Origin of the sequence: Frigoribacterium sp. PvP032 (assembly GCF_017833035.1) — a bacterium.
Taxonomy (GTDB): domain Bacteria; phylum Actinomycetota; class Actinomycetes; order Actinomycetales; family Microbacteriaceae; genus Frigoribacterium.
This window is the reverse complement of the sequence record NZ_JAFIBM010000001.1, coordinates 608,915-622,726: the sequence shown is the minus strand read 5'-3', so window position 1 is coordinate 622,726 and position 13,812 is coordinate 608,915. Positions and strand designations below refer to the sequence as shown.

The 13,812-nt window shown below is 72.5% G+C and carries 17 protein-coding genes; 9 read left to right on the top strand and 8 right to left on the bottom strand.

Annotated features, from left to right (window positions below; translation table 11 throughout):
• The first annotated feature begins 47 nt into the window (after window positions 1–47).
• Complete coding sequence (locus tag JOE35_RS02895) at window positions 48–194, top strand: hypothetical protein (protein WP_209559781.1); 147 nt, start codon at window positions 48–50, stop codon at window positions 192–194.
• Here the strand turns inward: JOE35_RS02895 and JOE35_RS02890 are convergent.
• Window positions 184–606 carry a multidrug efflux SMR transporter gene (locus JOE35_RS02890; RefSeq protein ID WP_209559780.1) on the bottom strand — a complete coding sequence of 141 codons (423 nt, stop codon included), beginning with the start codon at window positions 604–606 and terminating at the stop codon, window positions 184–186. The genes JOE35_RS02895 and JOE35_RS02890 overlap by 11 nt on opposite strands.
• Entirely contained in the window at window positions 606–920 is a 315-nt protein-coding gene (locus tag JOE35_RS02885) for a multidrug efflux SMR transporter (RefSeq protein WP_209559779.1), read from the bottom strand. Before JOE35_RS02885 ends, JOE35_RS02890 begins: the two co-directional genes overlap by 1 nt.
• Window positions 921–1,044: 124 nt before the next feature.
• On the opposite strand from JOE35_RS02885, the gene JOE35_RS02880 reads away from it, so the two are divergent.
• The gene (locus JOE35_RS02880; RefSeq protein WP_209559778.1) at window positions 1,045–1,737 is read left to right on the top strand and encodes a TetR/AcrR family transcriptional regulator; all 693 of its coding nucleotides are present in this window, start codon (window positions 1,045–1,047) and stop codon (window positions 1,735–1,737) included.
• A gap of 379 nt (window positions 1,738–2,116) precedes the next feature.
• On the opposite strand, the gene JOE35_RS02875 is transcribed toward JOE35_RS02880, so the two are convergent.
• Window positions 2,117–3,163, bottom strand: a complete 1,047-nt coding sequence (locus JOE35_RS02875) for an NAD(P)-dependent alcohol dehydrogenase (RefSeq protein ID WP_209559777.1) — start codon at window positions 3,161–3,163, stop codon at window positions 2,117–2,119.
• 97 nt (window positions 3,164–3,260) lie between these two features.
• Entirely contained in the window at window positions 3,261–4,595 is a 1,335-nt protein-coding gene (locus JOE35_RS02870) for an MFS transporter (protein WP_307802909.1), read from the bottom strand.
• Window positions 4,596–4,874: 279 nt separating this feature from the next.
• Between JOE35_RS02870 and JOE35_RS02865 the strand changes: the two genes are divergently transcribed.
• Complete coding sequence (locus JOE35_RS02865) at window positions 4,875–6,308, top strand: MFS transporter (protein ID WP_209559775.1); 1,434 nt, start codon at window positions 4,875–4,877, stop codon at window positions 6,306–6,308.
• A 172-nt stretch (window positions 6,309–6,480) separates the two neighbouring features.
• Here the strand turns inward: JOE35_RS02865 and JOE35_RS02860 are convergent, their stop codons facing one another.
• Together JOE35_RS02860 and JOE35_RS02855 are read right to left on the bottom strand one after the other, a co-directional pair.
• Entirely contained in the window at window positions 6,481–7,272 is a 792-nt protein-coding gene (locus tag JOE35_RS02860; protein WP_209559774.1) for a hypothetical protein, read from the bottom strand.
• Between the two features lie 103 nt (window positions 7,273–7,375).
• A complete protein-coding gene (locus JOE35_RS02855; RefSeq protein WP_209559773.1) occupies window positions 7,376–8,011 on the bottom strand; it encodes a VanZ family protein in 636 nt (211 codons plus the stop codon).
• Between the two features lie 123 nt (window positions 8,012–8,134).
• On the opposite strand from JOE35_RS02855, the gene JOE35_RS02850 reads away from it, so the two are divergent.
• The 3 genes from JOE35_RS02850 (at window position 8,135) to JOE35_RS02840 (ending at window position 9,444) form a co-directional block, all read left to right on the top strand.
• Window positions 8,135–8,326, top strand: coding sequence for a hypothetical protein (locus JOE35_RS02850; protein ID WP_209559772.1), 192 nt, complete (start codon window positions 8,135–8,137; stop codon window positions 8,324–8,326).
• Between the two features lie 315 nt (window positions 8,327–8,641).
• Window positions 8,642–9,250, top strand: a complete 609-nt coding sequence (locus JOE35_RS02845; RefSeq protein WP_209559771.1) for a hypothetical protein — start codon at window positions 8,642–8,644, stop codon at window positions 9,248–9,250.
• Window positions 9,247–9,444 carry a hypothetical protein gene (locus tag JOE35_RS02840; protein ID WP_209559770.1) on the top strand — a complete coding sequence of 66 codons (198 nt, stop codon included), beginning with the start codon at window positions 9,247–9,249 and terminating at the stop codon, window positions 9,442–9,444. The genes JOE35_RS02845 and JOE35_RS02840 overlap by 4 nt, the downstream gene beginning before the upstream one ends.
• A gap of 4 nt (window positions 9,445–9,448) precedes the next feature.
• On the opposite strand, the gene JOE35_RS02835 is transcribed toward JOE35_RS02840, so the two are convergent.
• The gene (locus JOE35_RS02835; RefSeq protein ID WP_209559769.1) at window positions 9,449–10,054 is read right to left on the bottom strand and encodes a MarR family winged helix-turn-helix transcriptional regulator; all 606 of its coding nucleotides are present in this window, start codon (window positions 10,052–10,054) and stop codon (window positions 9,449–9,451) included.
• Between the two features lie 326 nt (window positions 10,055–10,380).
• Between JOE35_RS02835 and JOE35_RS02830 the strand changes: the two genes are divergently transcribed.
• On the top strand, window positions 10,381–10,662 hold the full coding sequence (locus tag JOE35_RS02830) for a hypothetical protein (RefSeq protein ID WP_209559768.1): 282 nt from the start codon (window positions 10,381–10,383) through the stop codon (window positions 10,660–10,662).
• 250 nt (window positions 10,663–10,912) lie between these two features.
• On the top strand, window positions 10,913–11,764 hold the full coding sequence (locus JOE35_RS02825) for a pentapeptide repeat-containing protein (RefSeq protein ID WP_209559767.1): 852 nt from the start codon (window positions 10,913–10,915) through the stop codon (window positions 11,762–11,764).
• Between the two features lie 5 nt (window positions 11,765–11,769).
• On the opposite strand, the gene JOE35_RS15420 is transcribed toward JOE35_RS02825, so the two are convergent.
• A complete protein-coding gene (locus JOE35_RS15420; RefSeq protein ID WP_209559766.1) occupies window positions 11,770–12,972 on the bottom strand; it encodes a Fic family protein in 1,203 nt (400 codons plus the stop codon).
• A 163-nt stretch (window positions 12,973–13,135) separates the two neighbouring features.
• On the opposite strand from JOE35_RS15420, the gene JOE35_RS02815 reads away from it, so the two are divergent.
• Window positions 13,136–13,708, top strand: a complete 573-nt coding sequence (locus JOE35_RS02815; protein WP_209559765.1) for a hypothetical protein — start codon at window positions 13,136–13,138, stop codon at window positions 13,706–13,708.
• Window positions 13,709–13,812: the final 104 nt, after the last annotated feature.

The window sequence follows — 13,812 nt, the reverse complement described above, 5'->3', positions numbered from 1 at the left end:
ATGCGACGTCGACCCCACGCAGCACGACGCTGCCGAGAGGAGCCCCCATGAGCATCATCCGTCCCACGAGCAGCTTCTCCGAGGTGCGCGACCACGAGCGTCAGGTGACGCTGTTCATGGTCGCCTCGTCGGCGGTCGCGACCTGCGCGAGCCTCGTCGTCGGGATGCTGTTCCTCCTCGGGCTCAGCGCGTAGGCACCGCGCCCCCGTCGCCCGCACCAGGGGCGACGTCGTCGGCAGCAGCCTGATCTTCGGTCGACGACGGCCCCGCAGCCGCAGCCGCAGCCGGCCCCGACTTCAGCAACTTCAGCCCGACGACGCTGCCGACGATCCCCGCGAGCAGCAGCACCCGCACGACGGTGACGGCCTCGCCCCCGGTGAGCATGCTCCAGGTGACCGTGAAGGCCGCGCCGAGGCCGGCCCAGATCGCGTAGGCGGTGCTGATCGGGATGTGCCGCGTGACCCAGCCGAGCGTCGCCATCGAGGCGGCGAGGCCGAGCACGAAGACGACGGAGGGGGCGAGCACCGAGAGCCCCTCGCTCCGACCCAGCGCGGTCGCCCACACCGCCTCGAGCACGGCGCTGACGACGAGCACGACCCACGGCATCAGCTGACCACCTTGAGGCCGACGACGCAGCCGATCAGCACGGCGAGCAGCAGGGCCCGGGCGACGGTCAGCACCTCCTGGCGGCGGACGACCGCGATGACCACCGTCAGCACCGCACCGATCCCGACCCACACGGCGTAGGCGGTGCCGACGGGCAGGTCGTTCATCGCCAGCGCGAGGCCGACCATGCTCAGGACCAGCGCGACGACGAACAGCACGGTCGGCCCCTTCTTCGTGAAGTTCCTCGAGGCACCGAGGGCCGACGCCCAGACGGCCTCGAGCACCCCCGCGACGATCAGCAGCAACCAGGCCATGACGAGCCCCTCTCCTCCTCGCACCGAGCCGATCAGATGTCGGCAGCCCTGTGCGACCCGTAGTCGCACAGTCGTGCGGAATTAGTTCTAGCACGTTTTCGCACAGTCGTGCCAGAATTGGGGGATGCCCCGCACCGTGGACCTCGACGATCGCCGCCGCATCGTCGGCGAAGCCGCCTGGCGGGTGCTCGTCCGCGACGGACCCACGGAGGTCTCCGTCCGCAAGGTCGCCGCCGAGGCCGGCCTGCCTCCCTCGTCGCTCCGCTACACGTTCCCGACGCAGGCGAGCGTGCGCGACGCCGCCGTCTCCCTGCTCGTGTCGCGGCTGCGTGAGCGCGTCGCGCGGGCGGCGTCGGCGACCGGCGGGCACGACGCGGCCCGGGCCGTCCTCCTCGAGCTGCTCCCCCTCGACGACGAGCGTCGTGCGGAGATGGAGGTGACCGTCGCCTTCGCCGCCCTCGCCCTGACCGACGCCTCGCTCCGGGCCGCGCACGAGCAGACGCACGCCGCGGTGCACGACGTCTGCGCGCTGGCGCTGGCGCACCTCGACGCGGACGTCGCCAGCGCCGGCGCCGCAGGAGGCGGCGGCGCAGGAGGCGGCGGCGCAGCAGCAGGAGGCGGCGGCGGCGGCGCGGCAGGCGGCCCCGCGACCCGCGCCCCCGGCGCCCCCGCGACGGCCGGCGTGGACGTCGAGCTCACCCACGCCGTCGTGGACGGCCTGGCCCTGCACCTGCTCGCCCAGGTCGTCGGGACCGACGCCTCCTGGGCGGTCACGGCTCTCGACGCACACCTCGCGCTGCTGGCGCTGCGCCGCTGACTCCGCGCCGACGCCCGCGCCTCCCCCTGACGCACCGCACCGGCTCCCGGCGGGTCGCACCCCCCGCCCGGCCTCCTGCACCCGGCGAACCCGCGCACACCCCTCGGCGCGCCCGAGGGTGTGCGCGGGTCCGAGGGGTCTGCACGGGGAACGCCGGGCGACCACCGCCCGCACACGCACGAACGCCCCCGCACAGGGCGAGGGCGTTCGTGCGTCGAGACCAGGCGGAACCGCGCACACCCCTCGGCGCGAGCGAGGGTGCCCGCGGGTCCGAGGGGTCTCGGCGGTGCTCAGCGCGAGACGTGCAGCGCGCGGCGTGCAGCAAGCACCGCGCACCGTGCACCGAGCGGCGCGCAGCGCGCACCGCGCAGCGCGCGACCTACTCGAACGTCGCGGCGTCGATCACGAAGCGGTAGCGCACGTCCGACTTGAGCACGCGGTCGTAGGCCTCGTTGATCTGGTCGGCGCTGATCAGCTCCGTCTCGGGCAGGATGCCGTGCTCGGCGCAGAAGTCGAGCATCTCCTGGGTCTCGCGGATGCCGCCGATGGCCGAGCCGGCCCAGCTGCGGCGAGCCGGGATCAGCGCGAACGCGGGCACCTCGAGGGGCTCCGAGGGGGCGCCGACGTTGACGAGGGTGCCGTCGACGGCCAGCAGGCCGAGGTACGCGCCCATGTCGATCTTGGCCGAGACGGTGTTGACGATCAGGTCGAACGAGTTCGCCAGGTCGGTGAAGGTCTGCTCGTCGCTGGTCGCGTAGTGCGCCTTCGCGCCGAAGCGCAGCGAGTCCTCCTCCTTCGAGGTCGTCTGCGACAGCACGGTGACGTCGGCGCCGAGCGCGGCGGCGATCTTGACGCCCATGTGGCCGAGGCCGCCCATGCCGACGATGGCGACCTTGGTGCCCTCGGTCACGCCCCAGTGGTGCAGCGGCGAGTAGAGCGTGATGCCGGCGCAGAGCAGCGGCGCGACCTTGTCGTAGTCGAGCGACTCGGGCACGCGCAGGACGAAGTCCTCGGTGACGACGACGGCCTGCGAGTAGCCGCCCTGGGTGACGGTGCCATCAGCCGGGTCGACGCTCGTGTAGGTGCCGGTGTTGCCCTTCGCGCAGTACTGCTCGTCACCGCGCTTGCAGTACTCGCACTCGCCGCACGAGTTCACCATGCAGCCGACGCCGACGCGGTCGCCGACCTTGTGCTTCGTGACCTCGGAGCCGACCTCCGAGACGGTGCCGACGATCTCGTGGCCGACGACCTGCGGGTACTGGATCTCGCCCCACTCGCCACGGACGGTGTGGATGTCGCTGTGGCAGATGCCGGCGTAGGCGATGTCGATCATGACGTCCTTCGGGCCGACGTCGCGGCGCTCGATGGTCGTCGGGACGAGGGGCTCGGTGGCGGACGGTGCCGCGTAGGCCTTGACGGTGCGCATGTGTGCTCCTGTGTTCGTGTTCGGTGGTGATGTCGGGGAAGTGGAGAAGAGAGCGGGAAGAAGAAGAAGAAAGTGAAGGAGGCGCGGGCCAGGTCGCTCAGTACCGCGCCGGGAACGCGCTGCGCCGGCCCCAGACCGTGAGCCCGAGGGCGACGAGCCCTGCTCCCATCATGACGACGGGGAGCACGAGAGGGCCGACCCCGTCGAGCAGCAGCGCTCCGAGGACACCCGCGGCGAAGATGGCGACGTTGAAGGCGACCGGCAGGAACGAGTTCGCGACGTCCGCCTCCGCGCCTCCTGCGGTGGTCAGCGCAGCCTGCAGCTGGGCCGAGGCCCCGCCGAACGTCAGCCCCCAGAGCACGGAGGCGGCGAGCACCGCGACCGGGGACGCCTGGCCGACCAGCAGCACGGCTCCCGCGACGACGAAGAGGGCGACGCTGCCGTGCAGCAGCGGGCGAGGGTGCCGGTCGAGCAGCGCGCCGGTGACGACGATGCCGCCGATCGACGAGACCCCGTAGACGAGCAGCGTCAGGTCGACGCCGAGCCCGGATCCGCCCTCGCGCAGGTACGGCGCGACGTAGGTGTAGATCGTGTTGTGCGCGATCATCCACGCGGCGATGACGGCGAGGATCAGCAGGATCCCGGGGAGGCGGAGCACGCGCCCCAGCGAGAGGCGCCCCGTGCCAGGGGCGCTGGCGCCGGAGGTGCTGTCGACGGCACTGTCGGAGGCGGTTCCTGGCTTCGCCGCGCTGCCGACGGCGGAGGCCGGGGTCGCGTCGGGCACCACGGTGAGCACGAGCACGAGGGCGACGAGCCCGATCAGGCTGAGCCCGCCGAACGACCAGCGCCAGTCGAGGGCCGTGCCGATCCAGGATCCGAGCGGGGTCCCGAACGCGAATCCGACGGGAGCGCCGGCCGAGACGATCGCGAGCGCCCGCCCCGCGCTGCCTGGCGGGCTGATGCGGCGTCCGTGCACGGCGAGCATGCCCCAGATCGTCCCCGAGAAGGCACCGGCGACGAACCGGGACGCGAGGGCGACGCCGACCGTCGGCGCGAAGGCCGTCACGACGTTCGCGAGCACGAGGCCGGCGAGCGCCGCCGCGAGCACCGGTCGACGCCGCAGCCCGCGGGTCAGGGCGATCGCGGGGACCGTCGCGACGACGGTGCCGAGGGCGTACGCGCTGATCAGCAGGCCGACGGTGCCCTCGCCGGTGTCGAGCCCTGTGGCGATCTGCGGCAGGAGCCCGGCGGGCATCGTCTCCATCGCGACGAGCACGAAGCCGATCGTCGCGAGCACGACCAGGGAGAAGAGGGGCAGGCGGGTCGGCGTCGGCGTCGGGGTCGCGCTCGGGTCGGGGATCCGGGCCTGGCCCGACGTGCCGGGTTCGACGGCCGGGGAGGCGGCGGCAGCGGGCGCAGGGGCGTTCGTCACGACGGATCCTCTCGGGGATGGAGGCAGGGAGCAGGAGGAGGGGGCGACGCCGACCTGCGGCGTCGCGTCCCACGCTACGGACGCGCACCGCACGCCGACAGGCCCTGCCGTGACAGGCACTGCCAGGGCACCCCACCCGTCGAGCCGAGGAGGTGCCTGCATCGCAGGCCGGTGAACTCCAGATGTCGTGCGCCTGAACACCAGATGTCGTTTGCGTGAACTGCAACCTCGTGATCAGCTATGAGTTCGCCCACACCGCCGTGGACGAGGAAGGCCGAGATGACCACTGATCACCGCACCCCCCGCTCCCCCGCCGAGGCGCCGTCGAGACGAGGGCTGACCGCCTTCCTCGCGGCCCCGCCGCCCGCTCCCCGACTCGACGACGCGACCGTCGCGCGTCGTTACCCGCGCCTCCGGCTGCAGGTGTTCCTGGGCATCTTCATCGGCTACGCCGCCTACTACCTGATCCGCAACAACGTGCCGCTCGTGTCGACGATCCTCAAGGACGAGAACGGCTTCAGCACCGTCGGCCTCGGCGTCATCACCAACGGCGTGCTGCTCGCCTACGGCTTCAGCAAGTTCCTCAGCGCGATCGTCAGCGACAAGAGCAGCGCGCGGTTCTTCCTGCCGATCGGCCTCGCGCTGTCGGCCCTCGCGAACCTCTTCATCGCCTTCGTCCCCGCGGTGGGCGCCTCCGTCGCGTTCTTCGCCGTGGTGATGATCTTCAACGGGTTCTTCCAGGGCATGGGCTGGCCGCCCAGCGGGCGCACCCTCGTGCACTGGTTCTCGACCTCCGAGCGCGGCGGCAAGACCGCGATCTGGAACGTCGCGCACAACGTGGGAGGCGCCGGTGCCGGTGGCCTCGCCGGTGTCGCGCTCGCGTCGTTCGGCACCTGGCAGAGCGTGTTCTGGTTCCCCGCGGTCGTCTGCCTCGTCATCGCGGTCGTCGCGCTGGTGCTGCTGCGCGACACCCCCGAGTCCGAGGGCCTGCCGCCCATCGAGGAATACCGGCACGACCCGGCCCCCGTCGAGACCGACGCCGCCGACGAGGGCGCCTCGACCTGGTCGACCATCCGCCGCTACGTGCTCACGAACCGCACCATGGTGAACCTGGCCCTCGCGAACGTCTTCGTCTACACGCTGCGCTACGGGGTGCTCGTCTGGGCGCCGGTCTACCTGTCCGAGGTGCGCGGCGCGAGCCTCGGCGAGGGCATCGCCGGGTTCTCGCTGTTCGAGCTGGCCGGCATCCCCGGCACCCTGCTCTGCGGCTACATCAGCGACAAGGTGTTCAAGGGCCGCCGCTCCCCCACGGGCATCCTGTTCATGACCGCGGTCGGCGTCGCCGTCGCGATCTACTGGCTGTCGCCGGTCGAGGGCCCGCTCTGGATCTCGCTCGCGATGCTCGTCGCCATCGGCGGCCTCATCTACGGCCCGGTCATGCTGATCGGCCTGCAGGCGCTCGACCTCAGCCCGCGTTCGGTCGCCGGGACCGCGGCCGGGTTCACGGGGCTGTTCGGCTACGTGCTCGGCGCGACCCTCGCCTCCACCGGCATCGGCCTGTCCGTGCACGCGTTCGGCTGGGACGTCACGTTCGTGCTCATCCTCGCCTGCGTCGTGCTCGCGATCGTGCTGCTGGCGGTCGTCGGCCGCGACGAGCGCGCGCTGAACGAGCGCAAGCGCGCCCGTGACGCCGAGGAGGCGGCGGCCCGCTAGCCGGGACCGCCCGCGGCGCGCAAGCGGCGAACCCACGCGGGAGCGACGAACCTCCGCGATCTTCCACGGAGGTTCGTCGCTTTCACGTGGGGACACCGTCCTTCTCGTTGCAGACCGGCCCCGTCGACCCGCCCCGCGCCTCCTCAGCTCGACTCGTCGAGACTGCACCTCCTCAGCTCGACTCGTCGAGCACCCTCGCCAGCTCGGGCCAGAGGCTCCCCGCCCACAGCTCGTGCACGCGCCGCCACGACCACAACTGCCCGTTGAGCCGTGCGCTGCCGACGGCCGGCTCCGGCTCGGGGAACGGCACGAACACGCAGTCCCCGCGCTCCTGGACGAGCCGCTCGGACTCGGCGTTGAGCCGCGCGATCTGCCCGTGGACGCGACCTCTCGCCCCACGCGACGTGAGCCGCAGGCGGTCGATCGGCGGGATCCCCGCGACGAGCACGGGGCTGAGCACGCTCCCCGGGTGCCGAGCAGCGTCGAGCAGCCGGTCGAGATCGCGGCGCCACGCGGCGGCGGAGGTCATCAGCAGCACGTCGCTGAAGCCGAGCGCGACGACGACGGCGTCGACGTCCGGGACCGCCGACGTGGGCTCGTCGGCCGCCTCCCGCACGGTCAGCACCTGGGCCGGCCCCTCGACCCAGACGAACGGACGCCCCCGCGCAGCACTGACCGCGGCGGCGACGCGGCTGAGCGTCGTCAGCTCCTCCTCGAGCACGCCGAAGCGCGCGGCGGCCGCGTTGCCGACGTAGGCGACCCGGTCGGCGGTGACGTCGTCGAGCCCTGCAGGAGGCGCGGTGACGGCCGGCGGGAACGTCCCCGACCGCACAGCCCGGCGGAACACCGCGAGCCGCAGCCTCAGCGCCGGCCGGACGCAGGCCCACACGACGTCGCGCGGCTGGAGTCGCTGATCGGCACGGCCGGTCGTCGGCTCCCCACGGCGAGTCCGGGGATCGGTCACGGCGCCTCCTCGGTCGCCCCGACCCTACGCCCGAGTCACGCGACAGGTGTCGCCGAATGCGCGGCGCTGGCGTCCGCTGGCGCGCGCGCTGGCGCTCGCACCCTCAGGACCCGCGCACACCCTCGCGCGCGCCGACGGGTGCGCGCGGGTCCAACGGGTCCGACGGGTGTGGACGCACCCGCGACGGCGCGACGCGCCCGACGAGCAGCACCGCCCGCCAGAGCACCGCGCCGACGACGGCTCCGGTGGTGTTCGCGATCACGTCATCGATGTCGGTCGCGCGGTTGCCGCCGATCGACAGGTGCAGCGCCAGCTGCAGCAGCTCGACCGACACGCTGGCGATCAGCGCGACCAGGCCGACCTGCACGATGCCGCGGAGACGACGCCGCCCGGCCTGCCCGCGTCCGGCACGCGCCCGGCCCGTCAGGTACGCGCCGAGCGGCACGGTCATCAGGATGTTCAGCCAGAACGACCGGAGGTGCGTCGAGCTGAGCGCGTCGAGGTTCATCATCGGGTGCCAGGGCGAGTCCGGCGGCGGGTCGAGGTCGATCACGAACGGGAAGAACGTGACCGCGACCAGCGCCCCGAGGTACGCGACGAACGACGTCCGCCACAGGATCGTCCCGAGCCCTGCCCCGGCCCGCCGCGAGCGCAGCCCGACGAGCACGACGGCGACGATCGTCACGGGGACGACGGTCGCGAGCGCCGGGAGGACGACGTGGAACGAGGAGGCGAGCATGGGTTCCTTCCCTTCGGCAGCCAGTCTCGCGCCGGGTCGCCGCCGCCCGCTTCGCCCGCAGGGCTGAATCCGCCGCGCTGGATGCGCCGCACTGCATCCGCCGCGCCTGTGTAGACAGTGACCATGAAGATGAACACGCGCCTCGGGCGCATCATGTACGGCATCAGCCTCGTCGTCAGCGTCGGGATCATCGCCGTCGTCTGGCTCGTCATCCAGCCCGGCGTCGTCTTCTCGGTCCTCTTCACGCTCTTCGTGCTGGCCATCGACGTCTACAACGGCCGCAAGGCCTTCGGCGCCGCGCCCGACCCCCGCTGACCTCGGTTCCCGCCGCAGGCCACGCCGCAGGCCCGGCCGCAGGTCCAGGTCCAGGTCCGGGTCCAGGTCCGCAAATGCCGACCGCGCGGGCTGCAAAACGGGTTCTTCCCCGTATTGCAGGACCTGTCGCGCCTCACCGGTCGGGTTCTGCGAGCGGACCGCGGCGACGACGGCGACGCACGCGAACGGGACCCAAGGAGGCGCCGCCCACCCCGCCTCCCTGGCCCGACCCGGCGCGCCCCTCGCGCCCGCCGCCGGTGCATCCCATGATGGGACGGTCCCCAGACAGATCTGACCACCCCGAAGGAGCCCGGCGTGAGCGCACTCGAGCACCAGGCTCCCCCGGCTGACGACCTCGCCGACACTGCTGCGGGGAGCACCGGCGCGGATCGACCCCGCCGCCCCTCCTGGGAGCTGCTCCTCTGGATCGTCTCCGCCGCCCTCGTCGCCTCGGGCGCGGCCCTGCTGTGGCAGTCGAACGCGAACGGCTCGTTCGACACAGGGCTCACTTCGTCGACTCTCGAGATGGACCCCGAGACGGGCCGTATGAGCTCATGCGAGACGGACGCCGGCCCCTGCCCGTGGACCCTCGCGACGGGCAGCCTCGCCTACGCTCTGGCCCTGCCCGCCCTGGGCTCGGGCACGACGGGCCTGCTGCTCGGCATCGCGCTCCGTGCCCGCCGAGCGGCCTCGCAGCCCCAGCCTCAGCGGCTCACTCAGCCGCAGCAGCAGCCGCACCCCCAGCGCGATGAACGCCGAGCACCCCCGCAGGAGGCGCCCGACCAGCCAGGACGACGACCCCAGCCCCGCGACGCGCACGTGGCACCGCCCTCGGCACGCTCCCTGCGGGACGGGACGGCCGCCTCCTTCGCCCCCTTCATGCCGCCCGGGCAGCAGCCCGACGACGACGACGCACGCCGATGACGCGCCGCTCTCGCGGGGTCGCGCTCGCAGTCGCGCTGGTCAAGGGCGCCGCCGGCCTCTTCCTCGTCGGCTTCGCCGCGCTCGACCTGCAGCACGTGGTCAGCCTCGGCACCGTCCTGGTGCTCGTGATCGGCGCTGGCCTCGTGGTCGCGGGTGTCCAAGCGCTCGCGGGGGCCCGCTCACCCCGCAGCTGACGGACTACGACGAAGCGGCACCCTTCGCGCGCGCGGCCGCGTGGCGCGTCATCGACTGCGCGAGCTCGGCGAGCGCGGCGGTCACGACGGCCAGCTCGGGCCGCGACGCGAGCCCGTCGAAGACCTCGAGGTAGTAGCCGATCTCGCCCTCGATCAGCGAGACGCCGTCGGGGGCGATCACGAGGACGCTGCTGCGGCGATCCGTCGGGTGGGCCGCACGGGCGAGGAACCCGGCGTCGGCCATCCGGTCGACGAGGCTCGTGACGGAGCCGGACGAGAGCTCGAGGTACGCGGCGAGCTCGCGCGGCGTGACGTCGGTGCCGCCGTGCACGAAGTACAGCGCGCGGAGGTCCGAGACGCCGATGCCGTGGTCGGTCGCCACGATCTTCATCAGGGTCTCGGCGCGCATCTGGGCCGCGCCGAAGGCCTGCATGAACCCGGTGACGGTGTCGGGGCCGACACCGGAGTCGTGGCCTGCTCCCCCGTCGAGCGACGGAGCAGGGGAAGAGGAAGAAGGGGAAGAGGAAGAGGGGGAAGAAGTGCCTGAGGCCGGGGAACGGTCCTGAGAAGTCATGTGCCTGGGTCGGGTCGAGAGTGTCGGGGTGGTCATGTTCGCTCCTGCGCTGAGATCGGCATCCGTGCCGACCATTAGATTAGCGAGAATCTCGATCGTCGAGACACCCCCCGTTCGGTCCTGCGCGATCCGGACAGCCGAGGAGGCGCCCGCCGCCCCCGAAGGCACGCCCGCGCCCCCCAGATCGAGTTGCCCCGAAACGCTGCCTCCCCCGCTCTCACCCGACAGATCGGGGCAACTCGTCGTGCCCGCTCGCTCGCACGCGGGCACGCCCGCTCGCTCGCTCGCGGGGCCTCGCACCCGTCGAGTCGTCACCCTCTCGGCGGACGCGCCGCGCCTCCTCGCCGACCTACGGTCGGAGCATGACCCGTCGGCTGCGCGCGCTCCTCCTCGTCGTGGGCGGCGTCGTGACCGCCGTCGGCGCGGGCCTCACGCTCCTCTACCTGCTGCAGCCGTGGAGGACGTGCTCGTACGACGACACCCCGTCCGCGTGTGCGATGCTCCCCGGCGACGCGGCCGTCCTGGCGCTGTCCGCGGTGGGCACCCTTGTCGGCACCACGGTCCTGCTCGCCGGCGTGCTGGGCACGAGACCCGCGACCGAACGACGGCAGGCGGGCGAGTCCGTCGCCGGCGGGCCGTCGTGACGGCCCGCCCCCGACGAACCCGCCCGCTGTCGCCTCCGGCCAGCCGGCGCACCGCGCGACCACAGCGCACCCGCTACCGTGGCTGCCAGTGACTCACGACATCTCTCTGTGACCCAGAGCCCCTCACGCTGCATCAGCACGCGCCTCGGACGAGAGGCGGTGATCTCGTGTGCCCGGACGGGGACCTCCACCAGGAGCTCCCCTGCACCCCGGCCACCTGTCGAGATCACTCCAGAAAGACCGTCCGCCCATGTCTCCCACGCACTCCCCCGTTCCTGAGAACGACGCTCGTCGAGCGCTCCGCGCCGACTGCACCAACTGCTTCGCCCTCTGCTGCACTGCGCTCGGCTTCCAGCGCTCGGCGGACTTCCCCGTCGACAAGCCCGCCGGCACCCCGTGCCTGAACCTGGCGGACGATTTCTCCTGCACCATCCACCGGACCCTCCGGGGCCGCGGCTTCCGTGGCTGCACCGTCTTCGACTGCTTCGGCGCCGGCCAGCGAGTCTCGCAGCAGCTCTTCGACGGGACGAGCTGGCGGGACGCCCCCGAGACGAGCGCGGAGATGTTCGCCGTCTTCGCGGTCGTCCGTCAGCTGCACGAGATGCTCTGGTACCTCGCCGAGGCCGAGGCCCGAGCGACCACACCCGACTCCGCGGACGAGGCGACCGGGCTCGCCCGTCGCATCGACCACCTCCTCGACGGCACCCCGACCGAGATGCTCGCCGTCGACGCGGACGGGCTCCGGGCGGAGGTCCGGCAGACCCTCATGACCGTCAGCGAGGAGGCGCGCGCCGGATACCTCGCGGGCCACGGCGACGACACGGCCGGGGACCTGCACCCGGGGGCCGATCTGGTCGGACGTGACCTGCGTGCCCGGGTGCTCTGCGGTGCGGATCTCCGAGGAGCCCTGGTGATCGCGGCCGACCTCCGCGGACGTGACCTGGCCGGAGTCGACCTGCTCGGCGCCGACCTCCGCGACGCTCGACTGGAGGGTGCCGATCTCGCGGGGGCGCTCTTCCTCACGCAAGCACAGGTGAACGCGGCGCGGGGAGACGTGCACACGACCCTGCCCAGCGACATCGCCCGCCCGGGACACTGGTGACAGGCTCAGGCCGAACGGCGGCGACGCCCCGACCGTGCCGCGAACGCGTCGAGCGCCGCCAGGATCTCGTCGCTCCGGAACATCTGGCCGCCGACGTGCTCCGTCTTCGACACCAGGATGCCCGCCTCCGCGAGTCGCCGCAGGTGCGGGTAGGCATTCTTGGGCTCGATGCCCATCTCGGCGGCGAGCACCTTCGGGTTGAGAACGGGCTGCCGTGCGACCACGTCCAGTGCTCTCCAGATGCCCGAGTCCCGGCGGGCGCGAAGGCGCTCGCGCCAGCCCTCCCTGATGCCGCTGATCTCGGCCACGAGCTCGCGGGCGTTGTGCACCGCCTCGAACGACGCCTCGGCGACGAGCCGGGTGATCGGGTCCAGCTCGCCTCGGCGATACGCGGTCAGAGCGTCGTAGTATCCGGCGGTGTCGCCGAGCAGGCCCGCGGACACCGGCACGGTGACGTTCCGAGTCAGCTCGTTGGCCCGCAGCATGGACTGGAGCAGCGCGCGTCCCGTGCGACCGTTGCCGTCGGTGAACGGGTGGATGGTCTCGAACTGCGCGTGCGTGACGGTCACCTGGATCAGGCGCGGCACGTCGAGCCGGCGCGCGAAGGCGAGCACGTCGTCGATCAGATCGGGGATGCGCTCCCACCGTGGCCCGACGAAGTCGGCGCCCACGGGGCTGTCGGAGCGCGACCCGATCCAGACGGCCTCCTTCCGGAACTGCCCCGCATCGTGCTGCGCGTCGTGCTCGAGCAGCACCTCGTGCATCGCGAGGACGGCTGCAGCATCCAGTTCGTCGGAGAGCTCGACGGCTCGACGCATGGCTCGCGTGTTCGAGACGATCGCGGAGGCGTTCCGCCGGTTGCCGCCTCCTAGTTCTGCCGTGAGGATCTGGCGCGCGCTGGCCGTGAGCTGCTCGATCTGCGACGAGGCGGCAGCCTCGGAACGCAGCAACAAGGAGGCGAAGGGCGCGACGTCCGAGCCGAGCTCGGCATCGAAGACCGCCAAGGCCGTGGACGCCTCATCCGCGAGGGTCGCCACCTCGGGGCTGACGACGGGCGACAGATCGGCGATGCGAGGAGGGACTGCTGCCTGATAGCTCGCGCGCAACGGGCCCTGCCGAGCAGCACGCGGCCCGAACGAGGCGGAGCGGCTCGTCCACTCGAGCGTCTCGTGGCTGATCGCAGGCCAGGACGATGGTGTCGCCGCCACGGTGCCTCCTCAGTCCGAGCCCAGCAATTTTCTCAGATGACGCATTATCTCAGAAAACGACGTCGTCGCGTTCTGACATCGGCGACTCGGCTAGAGGATCGGGGCCGCACCCCGGACAGCAGGAGGGCCTCCGACGCCGGCGTCGACCTGCGAGGCTGACCGCATGCCCCGCCGCCCCCTCGAGCCCGCGCCCGGCACCTCCGAGACCGCCCTCCGCAGGGCCGTGCTGATCCAGCTGGTCATCCAGGGCGCGCTCGGCATCCTGGTCTTCTCGCCGCTCCTGCTGGGCGGCGGCGACGACACCGACGTGTTCCGCCTGTGGCTCCTCGCCGTCTGGGGCGCCTCCTTCGTCGCCCTCGTCGCCCGGTTCCGGTCTCTCGGATCGTGGCGGGCGGACCCCGTCCGTGGCGACGAGACGATGCTGTGGGGCACGTCGGCCGTGCTTGTCCGCCCCACCGGCGGCGTCGGCTACGGGGGCCGGTTCTCCCTCTCCACCCACCGGTTGCGGTACACGCCGGGCCTGATCGCGAGCCTGCGAGGCGCGACCCCCGAGGAGTGGCCGACCCGGTCGCTCACCGGCGCCCACGTGACACCGAGCTCGGGCCGCGCCTGGCCCTCGGCGTACTGGGCGGTGATCGGCAGGGAGCACGGCAACGCCATCGCCCTCGTCTCGACCGAGCCCCGCGCGGTCGCCACCGAGATCGACCGGTTGATCAGGGAGCAACTGAGCCACTGACCCCCGCGCACCGACCCCTCGAGCGCCAATTGCTGAGGCACGAGGCGCGAGGCACGAGGCGCGAGGCACGAGGCGCGAGGCACGAGGCGCGAGGCACGATCGGT

What these genes read in the sequence shown, in the direction of transcription:
- JOE35_RS02875 (WP_209559777.1), bottom strand. Translation starts at nt 3,163, where the DNA reads ATGCGCACCGTCAAGGCCTACGCGGCACCGTCCGCCACCGAGCCCCTC.
- JOE35_RS02840 (WP_209559770.1), top strand. Translation starts at nt 9,247, where the DNA reads ATGACGCGCCGCTCTCGCGGGGTCGCGCTCGCAGTCGCGCTGGTCAAG.
- JOE35_RS02855 (WP_209559773.1), bottom strand. Translation starts at nt 8,011, where the DNA reads ATGCTCGCCTCCTCGTTCCACGTCGTCCTCCCGGCGCTCGCGACCGTC.
- JOE35_RS02850 (WP_209559772.1), top strand. Translation starts at nt 8,135, where the DNA reads ATGAAGATGAACACGCGCCTCGGGCGCATCATGTACGGCATCAGCCTC.
- JOE35_RS02835 (WP_209559769.1), bottom strand. Translation starts at nt 10,054, where the DNA reads ATGACCACCCCGACACTCTCGACCCGACCCAGGCACATGACTTCTCAG.
- JOE35_RS02895 (WP_209559781.1), top strand. Translation starts at nt 48, where the DNA reads ATGAGCATCATCCGTCCCACGAGCAGCTTCTCCGAGGTGCGCGACCAC.
- JOE35_RS02885 (WP_209559779.1), bottom strand. Translation starts at nt 920, where the DNA reads ATGGCCTGGTTGCTGCTGATCGTCGCGGGGGTGCTCGAGGCCGTCTGG.
- JOE35_RS02825 (WP_209559767.1), top strand. Translation starts at nt 10,913, where the DNA reads ATGTCTCCCACGCACTCCCCCGTTCCTGAGAACGACGCTCGTCGAGCG.
- JOE35_RS02865 (WP_209559775.1), top strand. Translation starts at nt 4,875, where the DNA reads ATGACCACTGATCACCGCACCCCCCGCTCCCCCGCCGAGGCGCCGTCG.
- JOE35_RS02880 (WP_209559778.1), top strand. Translation starts at nt 1,045, where the DNA reads ATGCCCCGCACCGTGGACCTCGACGATCGCCGCCGCATCGTCGGCGAA.
- JOE35_RS02890 (WP_209559780.1), bottom strand. Translation starts at nt 606, where the DNA reads ATGCCGTGGGTCGTGCTCGTCGTCAGCGCCGTGCTCGAGGCGGTGTGG.
- JOE35_RS02815 (WP_209559765.1), top strand. Translation starts at nt 13,136, where the DNA reads ATGCCCCGCCGCCCCCTCGAGCCCGCGCCCGGCACCTCCGAGACCGCC.
- JOE35_RS02830 (WP_209559768.1), top strand. Translation starts at nt 10,381, where the DNA reads ATGACCCGTCGGCTGCGCGCGCTCCTCCTCGTCGTGGGCGGCGTCGTG.